At 50.2% G+C, this 13302-nt stretch carries 15 protein-coding genes; 2 read left to right on the plus strand and 13 right to left on the minus strand.

Going from position 1 to position 13302, the window contains the following annotated elements; translation table 11 throughout:
- Position 1: 1 nt before the first annotated feature.
- The 6 genes from KNO99_RS01020 to KNO99_RS01045 all read right to left on the minus strand — a co-directional run bounded on the left by KNO99_RS01020 (position 2) and on the right by KNO99_RS01045 (position 6395).
- Positions 2–1309, minus strand: a complete 1308-nt coding sequence (locus KNO99_RS01020; protein WP_214744514.1) for an ABC transporter substrate-binding protein — start codon at positions 1307–1309, stop codon at positions 2–4.
- A 17-nt stretch (positions 1310–1326) separates the two neighbouring features.
- Positions 1327–2136, minus strand: a complete 810-nt coding sequence (locus KNO99_RS01025; RefSeq protein WP_214744516.1) for a carbohydrate ABC transporter permease — start codon at positions 2134–2136, stop codon at positions 1327–1329.
- Positions 2133–3038, minus strand: coding sequence for a carbohydrate ABC transporter permease (locus KNO99_RS01030; RefSeq protein WP_214744518.1), 906 nt, complete (start codon positions 3036–3038; stop codon positions 2133–2135). Before KNO99_RS01030 ends, KNO99_RS01025 begins: the two co-directional genes overlap by 4 nt.
- On the minus strand, positions 3035–4126 hold the full coding sequence (locus KNO99_RS01035) for an ABC transporter ATP-binding protein (RefSeq protein WP_214744520.1): 1092 nt from the start codon (positions 4124–4126) through the stop codon (positions 3035–3037). The genes KNO99_RS01030 and KNO99_RS01035 overlap by 4 nt, the downstream gene beginning before the upstream one ends.
- A complete protein-coding gene (locus tag KNO99_RS01040; protein WP_371743021.1) occupies positions 4123–4710 on the minus strand; it encodes a glycerol-3-phosphate responsive antiterminator in 588 nt (195 codons plus the stop codon). Before KNO99_RS01040 ends, KNO99_RS01035 begins: the two co-directional genes overlap by 4 nt.
- A gap of 203 nt (positions 4711–4913) precedes the next feature.
- Positions 4914–6395 carry a cryptochrome/photolyase family protein gene (locus tag KNO99_RS01045; RefSeq protein WP_214744524.1) on the minus strand — a complete coding sequence of 494 codons (1482 nt, stop codon included), beginning with the start codon at positions 6393–6395 and terminating at the stop codon, positions 4914–4916.
- 64 nt (positions 6396–6459) lie between these two features.
- Between KNO99_RS01045 and KNO99_RS01050 the strand changes: the two genes are divergently transcribed.
- A complete protein-coding gene (locus KNO99_RS01050; RefSeq protein ID WP_214744526.1) occupies positions 6460–7089 on the plus strand; it encodes a class I SAM-dependent methyltransferase in 630 nt (209 codons plus the stop codon).
- Between the two features lie 108 nt (positions 7090–7197).
- On the opposite strand, the gene KNO99_RS01055 is transcribed toward KNO99_RS01050, so the two are convergent.
- The 7 genes from KNO99_RS01055 to KNO99_RS15395 form a co-directional block, all read right to left on the minus strand.
- Positions 7198–8082: a sensor domain-containing diguanylate cyclase gene (locus tag KNO99_RS01055; RefSeq protein WP_251130909.1), complete on the minus strand. Its 885-nt coding sequence runs from the start codon at positions 8080–8082 to the stop codon at positions 7198–7200.
- Positions 8083–8272: 190 nt separating this feature from the next.
- Entirely contained in the window at positions 8273–8551 is a 279-nt protein-coding gene (locus KNO99_RS01060; RefSeq protein WP_214744528.1) for a hypothetical protein, read from the minus strand.
- A gap of 57 nt (positions 8552–8608) precedes the next feature.
- Complete coding sequence (locus KNO99_RS01065) at positions 8609–9658, minus strand: C45 family autoproteolytic acyltransferase/hydrolase (RefSeq protein WP_214744530.1); 1050 nt, start codon at positions 9656–9658, stop codon at positions 8609–8611.
- Between the two features lie 63 nt (positions 9659–9721).
- Complete coding sequence (locus KNO99_RS01070; protein ID WP_214744532.1) at positions 9722–11458, minus strand: methyl-accepting chemotaxis protein; 1737 nt, start codon at positions 11456–11458, stop codon at positions 9722–9724.
- A 94-nt stretch (positions 11459–11552) separates the two neighbouring features.
- Entirely contained in the window at positions 11553–12008 is a 456-nt protein-coding gene (locus tag KNO99_RS01075) for a hypothetical protein (RefSeq protein ID WP_214744533.1), read from the minus strand.
- Between the two features lie 11 nt (positions 12009–12019).
- Complete coding sequence (gene fabZ / locus KNO99_RS01080; RefSeq protein ID WP_031422282.1) at positions 12020–12442, minus strand: 3-hydroxyacyl-ACP dehydratase FabZ; 423 nt, start codon at positions 12440–12442, stop codon at positions 12020–12022.
- A 13-nt stretch (positions 12443–12455) separates the two neighbouring features.
- Positions 12456–12716 carry a DNA-directed RNA polymerase subunit beta gene (locus KNO99_RS15395; RefSeq protein WP_214744535.1) on the minus strand — a complete coding sequence of 87 codons (261 nt, stop codon included), beginning with the start codon at positions 12714–12716 and terminating at the stop codon, positions 12456–12458.
- 194 nt (positions 12717–12910) lie between these two features.
- Between KNO99_RS15395 and mscL the strand changes: the two genes are divergently transcribed.
- Positions 12911–13288: a large conductance mechanosensitive channel protein MscL gene (mscL, locus tag KNO99_RS01090; RefSeq protein WP_214744537.1), complete on the plus strand. Its 378-nt coding sequence runs from the start codon at positions 12911–12913 to the stop codon at positions 13286–13288.
- Positions 13289–13302 lie beyond the last annotated feature (14 nt).

Raw genomic sequence — 13302 nt, forward strand, 5'->3', positions numbered from 1 at the left:
CTCACTGCCCCAAGGTGGAAGTCGTCTCTTCGGCCGCACGCTTCAATGCGTCTTCAACCGATACGCCTTGATACAAACTCTCCATCGCATTGACGACGTTCTGACGCGATTGAGGGAACGTCGAGATGAGCGCACCTTGTGTCGCTGGTGACGGTTTTGTCTCGCTGAGCTGATCGACCGTCACTTTGAGCTGTGGATATTTCGCCCACATCTCTTCGACGACCGGTTCGTTGTATGCGTCAGGATTGATGGCGAAGTAGCCTGTGTCGACATGCCACTGCGCCTGCGCTTCCGTTGAAGACACATACTTCATGAACTCCCATGCGCCTTCTTTCGTTTCTTCGGCGATGCCGTCACCCATCCAGAGTGATGCGCCACCGATGACGACGCCTTGACGGTCTGCTTCGTTCGGTACTGGCAAGTATGAGGCACCAATCTCAAAGTCTGCGCTGTCCGCTACGGTACGGATACCGGCTGACGAGTCGAGATACATGGCGACTTTACCCGATTGGAACGCCGCACGCATATCGTCCCAGTTTTGACCGACGTTTAGGAACGTCTTCTCATCGTACATCTCTTTGATTAAGTTGAACGCATTCTGCCCTTCTTCCCCATCGAACACGGCCTTCGTCGGATTTCCACTGCGTCCGTTATCGTTATCGACGTAAAGTCCACCTTGCGCGGCGACGAGCTGTTCAAAGAACCAACCATAGTTGAGCATCGTGAAGCCGGTCTGGTCGTCCGTCGTCAACTTCTTCGCTGCTGCTTTCAATTCGTCATACGTGCGCGGTGCCTTCTCCGGGTCAAGTCCCGCCTCTTTAAATGCATCCTTATTATAGATGAGGACAGGTGTCGACGAGTTGAACGGCATTGAGTATTGCTTGCCGTCCACTTGATAATAGCTCAAGATGTTCTCTTCCCACACGCTCGTGTCAAAGTTCTCTTTGTCGATGAACTCTTGGACCGGTGTGATTTTGTTTGAGTCAATCATGTACTTCGTTCCGACCTCGAACGTCTGCATGATGGCCGGCGCGTCTTCCGAACCGGCGACGGCGTTGAACTTCGTCAGCGCCTCTTCGTATGTTCCTTGGAAAATCGGTTTCACTTCATAGTCATCTTGCGACGCGTTGAATGCGTCGACCTGCGTATTGAGCGCTGTCTCCAAATCCCCGCTCATGGCGTGCCAAAAGACGACTTCTGTCTTCCCGTCTTCCGTTGTCGCCGCGACCGGAGCCGCTTCTTCACTGCCACATGCCCCGAGCAATAACACTGAACTTGCCAACCCTGCGAATAATCCAAACTTTTTCATTTTGTCATGTCCCCCTATTATTTGATCGCGCCTTGCGTCAATCCTTCTTGTAGATGTTTTTGTCCTGCGAATAACAATAAAAGTGTCGGAATGATGATCAAGATGACCGCTGCCATGACGACGCCCCAATCCGAGGCGACCTCGTTCGACTGCATCTGTTTGATTCCGATTTGGACCGTCCGCGCCTGTTCCGTGTTCGTGACGAGAAGCGGCCATAAGTACATGTTCCAAGTCGTCAAAAAGCTATAGACCGACAATGTGACGAGCGGTGTCTTCGATACTGGCAAGACAACGTTCCAGAAGAAGCGGAACCGACTGATCCCAGCGATTTGAGACGCCTCATACATCTCATATGGAATCGTCTTGAACTGTTGCCGGAGTAAAAACGTTCCGAACGCAAGTGCGAAGAACGGCACCGATAGTCCCCAGACGGTGTTGAGCCAACCGAGCGACTGGATTGTCAAAAAGTTCGGCACCATCGTCGCTTCCCATGGAACCATCATCGTCGCGAGGAAGAGCATGAAAATGAGCCCTTTTCCTTTAAAGTCGATGAAGACGAATGCGAATGCCGCGAGGCTCGACAAGACTACCTGTCCGACCATCACGAGAAGCGCGACAATCAGACTATTCATCAAATACGTCATCATCGGGATTCGTTCGAACGCGGCGATATAGTTTTCAAATGATGGATCGCGTGGGAGCAGATGTCCCTGAAGTACTTCCTTCCCGTCCATCAGACTGATTGAGAACGCATAGGCGATCGGGAACAGCATGACGACGGCGCTCAAGACGAGCAAGACATATACGCCTACATTCCGTAGTCTCATTGGTAATGCACCTTCCTTTCGACCAGTTTGAACTGGAGCCATGTCAACAAAAGGACGGCGATAAATAAGAGCACGGCCTGTGCACTCGCACTTCCGACGTTGTAGTTGATGAACGCGTCTTTATAAATCGCATAGACGATGACATTCGTCGCATTCGTCGGTCCACCTTTCGTCAACAAGTCAATCTGCCCGAACGTCTGAAAGGCGTTGATGAGCGAGATGATGCCGACGAAGAAGAGCGTTGGCGACAGCATCGGGATCGTGATGGAGCGTAGTTGCGTCCAGTAGTTCGTCCCCGCGATGTCTGCACTCTCATATAGCGTCCGGTCGATGTTTTGCAGACCGCCGAGGAGAATCAAAAACGTGAAGCCGATGTTCATCCAAACGGTCGCGATTGAAACGGATAGGAGCGCATATTGCGGGTCGAGGAGCCACTGTACGCCGCTGGCACCGATTGCTTCGAGGAATCGGTTGAAGATTCCGATTGACGGGTTATACATGAACATCCAGATAACCGATGACGCCGCGACACTCATGCCCATCGTCGCCGAGAACGCCGTACGGAAGATGCCGATGCCCTTTAACTTTTCATTGGCGAGTAGCGCGAGCCCGAGTGCGATGAGAATCGTCAGCGGGACCGTCAAGAGGACGAATCCGACGGTCGCCTGGATGCTTTGCCAAAATGCCGCGCTCGTGAACAGGCTGCTGTAATGACCGATTCCGACAAATTCAAGGGGTGTCCCTTGCGTATCCGTCCGAAAAAAGCTCAAATACATCGTCCGGAGGAGCGGATAGACGAGAAAGACACCAAATAAGATGATGGACGGGGACAAGTACAACAGCCCGCTCGCCGCGTCTGACAGCCTCGCGCGGACCTTTTCTCTCGGTAAGGCGACCGTCATTGGAACACCTCCAACGCCTCAAACAGCTTCGGCTGTCGTGGCTCGATGCGTTGCCCATCCGCGTCAAAGAGCGACATCTGTTTCGGTTCCACGTAACACGCCACTTTTTCTCCGACAGTGAGCGGCCATTGCCCTGGCCATTTCGCCAGCCATTCATTGCCACCGACATCGAACGCGAGAATCGTCTCGGTCCCGAGTACTTCGATGTTTTTCAGCTCTGCATAAAACGTCACGTCTTCGTCGGCAGGTTTGATCTGTTCTGGACGTACGCCGAGCGTCGCTTCTGACACTTCTGTCAATGCGTTCGGATGGAACAGGCGGCCATCCGCTGCCATCCACCCTCTCTCTTGTCGGGTGACCTCGACTAGGTTCATCGGTGGCGACCCGATGAACGAGGCGACGAACGTGTTCGCCGGCTTGTTGTATAGGTCGAGCGGCTTCCCGACTTGTTGTACCTCCCCTTCATTGAGAAGCATGATCCGGTCTGCCATCGTCATCGCTTCGACTTGGTCGTGAGTGACGTAAATCATCGTCAGTCCAAGTTTTCGCTGCAACTGGCGAATTTCCGAGCGCATCTTCGCCCGCAGTTTCGCGTCCAAGTTCGAGAGCGGCTCATCCATCAGGCAAATCGGTGCCTCCGTCACGATGGCTCGTGCCAACGCGACCCGTTGTCTCTGACCACCTGACAGTTCACGCGGCTTCCGTTTCAAATAATCGGTGAGCCCGAGCGTCTCGGCCGCCTTGAGGCAACGCTCTCGCTGCTCTAGTTTCGTCAGCCCTTTCGTATGTAGCCCGAACGTGATATTTTTCTCGACCGTCATATGTGGATAGAGAGCATAGTTTTGAAAGACCATCGACAAGTGACGCTCGCTTGGCTTCATCCCGTTTGCTGCCACTCCGTCGATGCGAAGCGTTCCACTCGTAATGGATTCGAGCCCAGCAATCATGCGAAGCATCGTACTCTTGCCACATCCCGATGGTCCGACGAGCGCGAAGAATTCTCCCGCTTCAATCGTCACGTCGATACCCCGAATGACTTCCGTCTCCCCGAATGATTTTGTCAGTTGTTGTAGTTGAATTGATTTCATACTAATTCCTCCTTCTGACTTTGAACCTGCCAAAGTCGTTCGTCCCCGGTCGAAACCGCAAATGCCCCATGGTCGAGGGCGCGATGCACATCGATGGGTTGACGAATCATGCCACCCGTCACAATCGGGAAAGAGACTTCCTGGGAAATCTTCTCGACGACACTCGGAATCAGACCAGGCATAAGTTCGATTGCGTCCGGTTGCTGCGCTTCGGCGAGTTTGAGTCCGCTCGTGACCGCGTCCGAATCGACGAGAAACAGTCGCTGAACCGTCAACAGCCCTGCCCGTTTTGCGTGCTGAAGCACCGATGCTTTCGTCGTGACAATCCCGTCGGCGCCGACACGTTTGGCGAGATAGTCGATGCCATCCCGGTCGAGGCTGATCCCATTGATCCGCTCGGCGTGGAGGAAGACCGTTCGGTTCTCTCGTTTCAAATGCGCCACATAGCGGTCGAGCGTGCTGAGCGTCCCCATCATGAGGAACGTCGTCGTCACATCCGTCTTTAAAAACGCTTCGATTTGTTTCGGACTCTTGATTGAGGCAATCATCCGTTCCTGCCCCATTCGTGCAATCGCTTCATTCACTTGAATCATCCTTTCTTGAAAAAAAGGACCAACAGAAACGACACGTCATGGACGTACGGGCTTCTGTTGGTCTCTCAAAGGTTCTACCGGTAAGTATTCACTTGGATAGTGAGGGGGTCTCACAGCTCTTATCGTAGCGGACGATTGTAAAGCTACCATAAAGGAATCGCTAAGTTTCATGAAGGAAACGTAAAAAAACCGATTCACGGGGAATCGGCCAATGTCTGTTCGGCTTTCGCTAATATATCTGCTTTGACATCATCGTCTCGCCCTTGCCAATTACGAACCATCATTTTCATCCGCTGGTTTTTTGAGAAACGCTCCTCGTGCCGATCGATGAAGCGCCAGTAGAGGGCGTTGAACGGACAAGCATCCTCTTCGGTCGTATGTTTCGGGTTATACGGGCAATCTCCACAGTAATCACTCATCCGATCGATATACTTCCCAGAAGCGACATATGGTTTCGTGGCAAGTTTCCCGCCGTCGGCATGGAGGGCCATCCCGAGCACGTTCGGTAAGACGACCCAATCATAGGCATCGATATACATCTCATTGAACCAGTCGCTCGTCTGTTTCGGTGAGATTTCAAACAACGTTGCGTAGTTTCCGAGCACCATCAGCCGCTGGATGTGATGGTTGTGGGCATGTGCCACGACCGGCTTCAGACTTTGATGCAGACAGTTCAAGTCCGTCTTCGCATCCCAAAAGAAGAACGGTAAATCGCGTTCATGCTTGAACGTGTTCACCTCTTCATAGCCCGGCATGACGGCGAGATAGACGGCGCGCATATACTCCCGCCAACCGAGGATTTGCCGGACAAACCCTTCAATCGATGACAAGGGAGCGTCAGCCTGACAAGCCGCCTCGACGACTTCATGTGGCGTCAACAGACCGATGTTGATGGCAGCCGACAACAGGCTGTGTGACATCTCTGGTTCATCCGTCATCATCGCATCTTGATACGGACCGAACGTCTCGAGCCGCTCGTTCACGAATCGATTCAACGCCCGTCTCGCCTCGGTGTGTGTTACCGGCCAATGAAACGGGGTCAATTTCCCTGGATGATCCGAGAATGTCGACTCGACTTTTTCGATGACGTCTTTCGTGATCGCGTCCGGTCGGAAATGGATAGCAGACGGAAACGTCAGCCCTTCTTTCGGCGGTTTCCGATTCTCCGCGTCAAATGACCACTTCCCGCCACGCGGCTTCCCTTCTTCCATCAAGACATCGAACCGTTTCCGCATCTGACGATAAAACCGATCCATCCGCCACGGCTCGTCCCCGAGCGTATCGGTCGCTTCTTCTTTTGATAAATAGAAAAGCGGGACATCCGTATGCTCGACTAATTTATGTTTCTTGCCGAATTGCTTGAGCTTTTTAGCCATCGGTTCGTCCGTGACGGCGGTGACATGAATCTCGTTCGGCTCGTACTGTTTTAGGTGATTGTCCCATGCCTCCTGAAACGAATCCGCTTCATGGTAATCGACGGTGTACCCTTTGTCGCGCAACTCTTTCGCAAAGTGACGCATCGCCGAGAAAATGAGGACGAGTTTTTGCTTATGGTATGGGCGCCACGTCGCGCGAGACGTCGCCTCGATCATGACGATGACGTCATCTTCTTTCATATGCTTCAACATCTCGAGTTCGTGTGAGAGTTGGTTGCCGAGTATCCAAAATGAACGCATGTTGTTGACTCCTTTGTCTCATCGATATGCTACAATCGAGCTACTCTTGAAATGAGGTGACAGTATGCTCCCACAAGTGTTCAAAAACTGGGTGGACAGTCAGTACGAAAACCCACGTGGTCCCGTCGGAAAATATATCGGGGAAAAGATGGTGCGCCAACACCGTATCGAAGTCGAGTGGACGATCGAACAGCTACAGATGTACCCAAATGCTACCTTGCTCGAGCTCGGATGCGGAGCCGGAGATGCGCTATCGACGATTCTTCAAAAGCGGGAGGATGTGAACGTGATTGGGCTCGATCGCTCGAAGACACTCATCGCTTCGGCAAAGAAACGGAACGCCGCGTCCATTCAAACGGGACGAGCTCGCTTGATGGAAGGCGATTTTCATCAGTTGGCGATGATTGACGCATCTATCAATCACGTGTTCAGCATTCACACGCTATATTTTTGGGAAGATGTCACGACCGTCCTGTCTGAAATCGAACGCGTCTTGAAACCGAACGGCACATTCGTCATCACCTATTGCGATGGGAAAGGCGATGTGCAGTGGAACGGGATTGCTGACAGGATTCAGAAAGAGTTCATCCCCGAGGCGACAAAATTCGGATTTCAGGACGTGTCGGTACGGCGAGGTCCCGACTCGCGCGACTATCGTACGGTCGCAGTGATGGGACGCAAACCGCATTCTTAATCAGTACCCGTTTTTCATTCGATTCTTTCACGACAATCTGTTCGACATGACTGAACACAAAACAAAAGGCTAAGCCGATGGTCATCCACGGGCTTAGCCTATTAGCGTTCATCTACAAATTTGATACGTGTTCTTCCCGCTCGCCTTTGATTGATACAGTGCGACATCCGCATCTTTCAACAATTGACGGAGGTCTTTCTCCTCATCAGGATCGTATGGAGCGATACCGATACTTGCTGATAACGGAAGATGGGCGTCCCACTCTTTCAAGACAGTTAACATCCGTTCGGCATACTCGATGACCACTGCTTCAGGTAACGCATGTGCGACTTTCACTAAAAATTCATCGCCACCTAAGCGATACACCTTCGAATCATGAATTGGCTCCATCAAGCGTTTCAGACGACGTGCAACTTCTTTTAAGACGAGGTCCCCTTTGTCATGACCAAACGTGTCATTCACAAATTTGAAGCCATCTAAATCGATGAGGAACAGTGCGCCTCCTTGATTCGGATTTGTCTCGAAATAGTTATATAAGTAGTGTCGGTTATACAGATCCGTCAGTTCATCCCGTGAAGCCCGACGTTCGAGCTCTAAGTAATAACTGAACATACGCACTACGCGTTTCAGCAATTGGACACTTTTCGAATCATACTGGGCGCTTTTATGATTCGCGACACAAAGCGTCCCGAAGATATCCCCGCTCTTCGTCAAAATCGGGATGCCTAAATACGACTTGATGTTCACTTCCTTCAGTAATGATTGAAGGCGTGTCGACTCGATTTGTTCTTCGATGTCTTCATACATCAAGATTTCTCGCTGATTGAAATCAATTCGATTGCACACCGTATCCTTCAAATCAAAAGACATTCCTTCTTCAAGCATGATGGGAGAATCTTGTGACGACAGTTTGAGGATATGCTGGGTGTCATCTTCAATTGATGTAAGATAGACCAATTTATCTGGCATAATCTCTTTCGCTAACTCAATCATGTCAATCGCAAGCTAATCAAAATTTCGATACATTTGGAACTCATATGAGTGCATATTATCCCCCCAACCTCATTCATATCTCATTATAACGAATTCTGATGATGTTTATGTAAAAAAATTACATAAAAAGAGTCCTCTATTTTTCTAGAGCGACTCCTTCCGAACCGATACGTTTTACATTTGCTCTCACTTACCCCCGACTCTTCCGCGTTAACGTCAATCCACCAAATCCACTGATGACGGCAATGTAAAATCCTAAATCGTAGAACCAGCCGGTATTGTTCACTTCATACACCCGATACGTGTCATTGAATAACCCTAAAATGAGTGAAATCGGTGCAATCCACCCGTGCCAGATGCCCCAGAAAAAGCCTGCCGGATCCGTCGTGTACGTTCCGTCGCCGGGCACACATCCACCGAGTAGTGTCACAAACGTGAGCATAATGAGTATGATGCCAAATCGTTTCATCTTTCATCCCTCCTGTTATGTGTATTCCCGTTTCTACAAAAAAAGCACTGACAAACGTCAGCGCCAAAGTTGGACCGTATTCGCAAACTCGATATCGGTCGCGAGTTCCCCGTCAAGCGCATGAAGGTCGAAGTCTTCCCCGTCGAGCCATTTTTGGAAATCGAAGATGACCGGGTCGCGGTCCCCGCCGAGCGCGAACCACGTCTCGAGCGTTTCCGGGAAATAGGCCGCTGTATGAATCGTACCCGCCCAGCTCTTGTACAGTTCCGAGAAGACGCCCTTGTCGGTATCGTTCATGAGGCGGAACGCACTCTCCGCGTCTTGAATCAAATGTTGTACCACTTTGATTTCCATCATGCGACGCGTGGAATCGTCCAGGTGGTAGCGATTCTCGTGTTGCAGTAACTCGAAATGGTTCGTACATATATTGGATTCCCGCACTTGAATATCCCGTGGTGTCGCCTCAATCACGCGTGTCTTCGACGACTTGTCATGGACGACGTACGTGAAGGAACCACGATGCGGAATCTCTTTTAATAAGTCGACCGCTTCTTCCACGGTCGCGCACGTCTCGAGAATGATGCGTCCAATCATTTGGCAGACGAATCCGTCCCCCGGTCGACGTCGGTTAATAAAGTTGTACCCCATCGCGAGACCTTTCTCATTCATTCCGTCCATGCGCCCCGTGACACGAGAGACCGGTCCGATGACAGCGTACCCGTCGTCGGGTTGAAAGACATTGTAGCGCCCGTCGTACGTCATCGGATGATAGTCGTAGTTTCGAACGAGGAAGTTGTCTCCTGTCAGAATCGAACACCCGCTGATCGGATTATTGACGCGGAAATGTCCGAAATGGAGCAGTGTATCATTGAGAGAAAGTTTGAGCTCGTCTTGAAGCCCGATCAACTCTTCCCAAATCTTTGGAGCGAATTCATCGAAGGCAGCCTTTGCCTCCGTTGCGTCAATCTCAAATCGGGGCACGCGTAGTTTCCATTGATCCGTTCGATTTTCGAGCAGTTGACTGCGTTTTATATATTGTCCTTGAAATCGACCGAAGTCGTAATGACTTCCACGAAATTGTGTCAGTTCACTAGAGAATTGTTGCATGAAAAAACCTCCCTTGCGCCCATTATAGCGGACACAGGAGAGGTCTGTCTGAAGTGAGACTGCTTACAACTTGAACTGACGGCTCATCTGTTGCATCGATTCCGCCGTCGTCGACAAATCTTTGACGAGACGATTCATTGTCTCACTCGTCGCTGACATCTGTTCCGTCGAAGCGGCCACTTCCTCGTTCCCGGCTGTGCTCTCTTCTGAAATGGAAGCAATCTCTGACAAGCCGTGCTGGATATGGTCTTGGTTCGTCTTCACCCGATCGAGCTGACTACGCATCGATCCCGTCAGCTGTTGCATATGGCGGACACTTCGTTCAATTTCCGTGAAGGCGTGCTTCGTCGACTCGAGCGTTTCCTTCCCTTCCTCTGCCGCCGTCATACTTTCTGTGAACGTTTGGCCGAGGGCGATCGAATTTTGTTTGACGCTTCCGACAATTTCCGAGATTTCACTGACAGACTCGGCGACACTGTCAGATAGCTTCCGAATCTCCGAAGCGACGACCGCAAACCCTTTCCCGTGTTCACCCGCACGTGCCGCTTCAATCGCTGCGTTCAATGCGAGCAGGTTCGTCTGTTGCGAGATTTGGCGAATCATCGTGACGAGTTCCGTCACCTCGTCCGCCTGTTGTTCGAAATCACGGACTTGCCCTTGTGACGACTTCACCTGTTCATGGATATGTGTCATCTGGTCGACGGCACTCTCCATATAGCGAAGCCCATCCATCGTCACCCGACTGACGACTTCTGCCTGTTCGCTCACTTGGTTTCCGTCTGACGTCGTCTGCTCGACGAGTGTCGAGAATTCGTTCATATGTCCATACAGGCGCATCGTCAACACACTTTGATTTTCGACACCGCTCGCAATCTCTTCCATCGTATAAGCGATTTGACGAGACGCGTCATTCACTTCTTCCGAGATGCTCGAGACGTTCCCGCTCTCGTCTCGGACCGTCTGTGCCGACGATTGGATTCCAGAGATCAAGTCTTTCAACATATGAGTCATCTTGTCCATCGAGACCGTCAGACGCTTGATCTCATCATTCGATTTCAACTGAATGGTTTCGACTTCTTTCGTTGCCGTCGCCAAATCACCTTCGGCAATCGATGTCGCGACGCGTTCTAACTCTTGAAGAGGACGTAACTTCCAGCCGAGGTACCGCCAGATGATGATGGCTGCGACGACAAGTAAGATGAGAAGACCAATGAGGATTGGTGGCAAACTCTCGGTTAACACATTTCCCGTGATTGCTGCGACTTCTGTGGCTGCCTTGTCAATTCCGAGGATCCCGACGACCTCGCTACCTCGTTTGATTGGGACGAGCACTGTCACATACTTTCCGTATTCTGGATCATCAATGACATTCGTTGTGACCGTTTCACCATTGAATGCATCCGTCGCTCCTTCAACCGTCATCGCCGTAGTAGGAGTCCCGATGTCTGCTGCATCCGCTTGACTTAAACCATCGATGATGATTTGGACTTCTTCGCCCTCGGCGGCAATCGTATACACATACATGGCCCCGATTTGTTGACGATATGTATCGAGATATTCTCGCAACTGTTCGTACTGCTCATTTTTTGACGGATTTTTCATGAATGACGCATATGCATCCGCATCTAATGTCTCGCTAATCCGTTCTCCATCTTCAATCATCGTCGCATGCAACGTGCTGAGTACGGAATGCTTCGTACTAAAATATTGCACGACCCCGAACGCGACGATGAGCAAAGTGACAAAGACTAACATCGCTGCTAAAATCCGTGTCTGCAACGACTGTGATTTCTGTTTCATTCTGATCCCCCCATTTTTCCTTACTCTATTTATCGGATGGATTTGAGTATATCTCCACAAAAAAACAGACGATTTTCGACAAAATCGTCTGTTTTTATTCAAGGTTTGTCGAATTGATGACTTCAAGCGGAATCGTAACTTCCGTCTCGCCTTCCTCTACAAGATGGAAGAGTGGAAGTGTATCCGATACGAAAAGATCAGGGTCGACGTCGGTCTGATATTCATACGTTCGAATGTCTTCTTCCCGCTCTGCAATCAGTTCGCCGAACGGAATCGCGATTCGTTCTCCATCGACCTCATAACTCATGACCGTCGTCGGATCGAGGCGGCGATTTTCTAGCATGCGAATCGTGAAGAGCATCGTTGTATTGTTCGTTCGTTCGAGCGAAACGGCAATCGCATCGGATTGTCCCGCCCGCTTCTCAATCATCGCCTCATCCACGTTCTGTTCATAAACAATGTTCTCTTCGTTCGACTCTTCCGTCTGTAGTTGCTGACAGCCCACAATCGTCATTAAGCCAACTAGTAACACAATTACTAAAGCACGCATCCCATTTCTCCTTACTTCAAGGCGAAAGTGAGTTCTGCTTCACAAGCAACTTCTCCATCGACTGTGGCCACGGCACGTCCTTTACCGATTGGACCACGAATTTTCATGATTTCTACTTCAAGGCGAAGCTGATCACCCGGGACGACTTGACGTTTGAAACGACAGTTATCAATCCCTGCGAAAAAGGCAAGCTTGCCTCGATTCGATTCGTCTTTCAACATTGCGAAAGCACCGACTTGTGCGAGTGCCTCGACAATCAAGACGCCTGGCATGACGTTATAGTCTGGGAAATGCCCGTTAAAGAACTCTTCGTTCGCCGTGACATTTTTTAATCCGACAGCACGCTTCTTTTCTTCGACTTCGATAATTCGATCAATCAACAGAAACGGGTATCTGTGTGGGATTACTTCTTTAATTTGCTCAATTGTATACATCCATCCACCGCCTTTAAGAGGTTAGCCAAAAATCGGTGATATGGCGCCACGTATCGATGTCAAACACATCTCTCCAGTCGCCTCCGCCAATGACGCTATATCCAATGACCGCTCCGAGGGCGAGCATCGCGATTGCCAACACTAAAACGACGAGTACACGCAGTAAGATCGGGAATCGACGATGATTCGACAATCGTGATCGCTGTTTCTGCTTCGTCTCTTGTTCTGGTGAACCCTTTTGTTCTTCCGAACTCGTTTGTTCATCGTTCGCCACGTCCAACCATCCTTTCAGCTAAAATGATTATATCATATTAGTACCTGGTATTAAAATGCGTAAATTGCTACCTTTTTAGTGTACCCTATGCACAAATGTCGAACAAGCATCCTTCCCTGACAGAAGCTGAACGATTTTTTCCTTTCATCATAAATATGCTACGCTTATGCTATTCCATGTCAGGAGGTTTGTTTATGTTAAAAGAGTTTAAAAAATTCGCCATGCGCGGGAATGTCATCGATCTTGCCATCGCTGTCGTACTCGGTGCGGCGTTCACGGCCATCGTCAACTCGCTCGTCAACGATATCTTTATGCCGCTTCTTGGAATCATTATCGGAGGAATTGATTTTTCGAACTTAAAAGCGAGCGTACTCGGAGTGGATGTCTTATACGGGAACTTCATCCAACAGATTGTATCATTTATCTTGATTGCTTTTGCCCTCTTCCTAATCGTCAAAATCATCAATCGTCTACAACGTGAGAAAGAAGTCGAAGAGGCGGCTGCCCCGACCCCTACGAAAGAAGAGCAGTTGTTGACCGAGATTCGTGACTTATTAAAAGAACGTTCATGACAAGCAAAAAACGC

Origin of the sequence: Exiguobacterium sp. s189 (assembly GCF_018617615.1) — a bacterium.
Classification (GTDB): domain Bacteria; phylum Bacillota; class Bacilli; order Exiguobacteriales; family Exiguobacteriaceae; genus Exiguobacterium; species Exiguobacterium aestuarii_A.

What these genes read in the sequence shown, in the direction of transcription:
- KNO99_RS01055 (WP_251130909.1), bottom strand. Translation starts at nt 8,082, where the DNA reads ATGATTGAGTTAGCGAAAGAGATTATGCCAGATAAATTGGTCTATCTT.
- KNO99_RS01050 (WP_214744526.1), top strand. Translation starts at nt 6,460, where the DNA reads ATGCTCCCACAAGTGTTCAAAAACTGGGTGGACAGTCAGTACGAAAAC.
- KNO99_RS01065 (WP_214744530.1), bottom strand. Translation starts at nt 9,658, where the DNA reads ATGCAACAATTCTCTAGTGAACTGACACAATTTCGTGGAAGTCATTAC.
- fabZ (WP_031422282.1), bottom strand. Translation starts at nt 12,442, where the DNA reads ATGTATACAATTGAGCAAATTAAAGAAGTAATCCCACACAGATACCCG.
- KNO99_RS01025 (WP_214744516.1), bottom strand. Translation starts at nt 2,136, where the DNA reads ATGAGACTACGGAATGTAGGCGTATATGTCTTGCTCGTCTTGAGCGCC.
- KNO99_RS01075 (WP_214744533.1), bottom strand. Translation starts at nt 12,008, where the DNA reads ATGCGTGCTTTAGTAATTGTGTTACTAGTTGGCTTAATGACGATTGTG.
- KNO99_RS01035 (WP_214744520.1), bottom strand. Translation starts at nt 4,126, where the DNA reads ATGAAATCAATTCAACTACAACAACTGACAAAATCATTCGGGGAGACG.
- KNO99_RS01020 (WP_214744514.1), bottom strand. Translation starts at nt 1,309, where the DNA reads ATGAAAAAGTTTGGATTATTCGCAGGGTTGGCAAGTTCAGTGTTATTG.
- KNO99_RS01070 (WP_214744532.1), bottom strand. Translation starts at nt 11,458, where the DNA reads ATGAAACAGAAATCACAGTCGTTGCAGACACGGATTTTAGCAGCGATG.
- KNO99_RS01045 (WP_214744524.1), bottom strand. Translation starts at nt 6,395, where the DNA reads ATGCGTTCATTTTGGATACTCGGCAACCAACTCTCACACGAACTCGAG.
- KNO99_RS01030 (WP_214744518.1), bottom strand. Translation starts at nt 3,038, where the DNA reads ATGACGGTCGCCTTACCGAGAGAAAAGGTCCGCGCGAGGCTGTCAGAC.
- KNO99_RS01060 (WP_214744528.1), bottom strand. Translation starts at nt 8,551, where the DNA reads ATGAAACGATTTGGCATCATACTCATTATGCTCACGTTTGTGACACTA.
- mscL (WP_214744537.1), top strand. Translation starts at nt 12,911, where the DNA reads ATGTTAAAAGAGTTTAAAAAATTCGCCATGCGCGGGAATGTCATCGAT.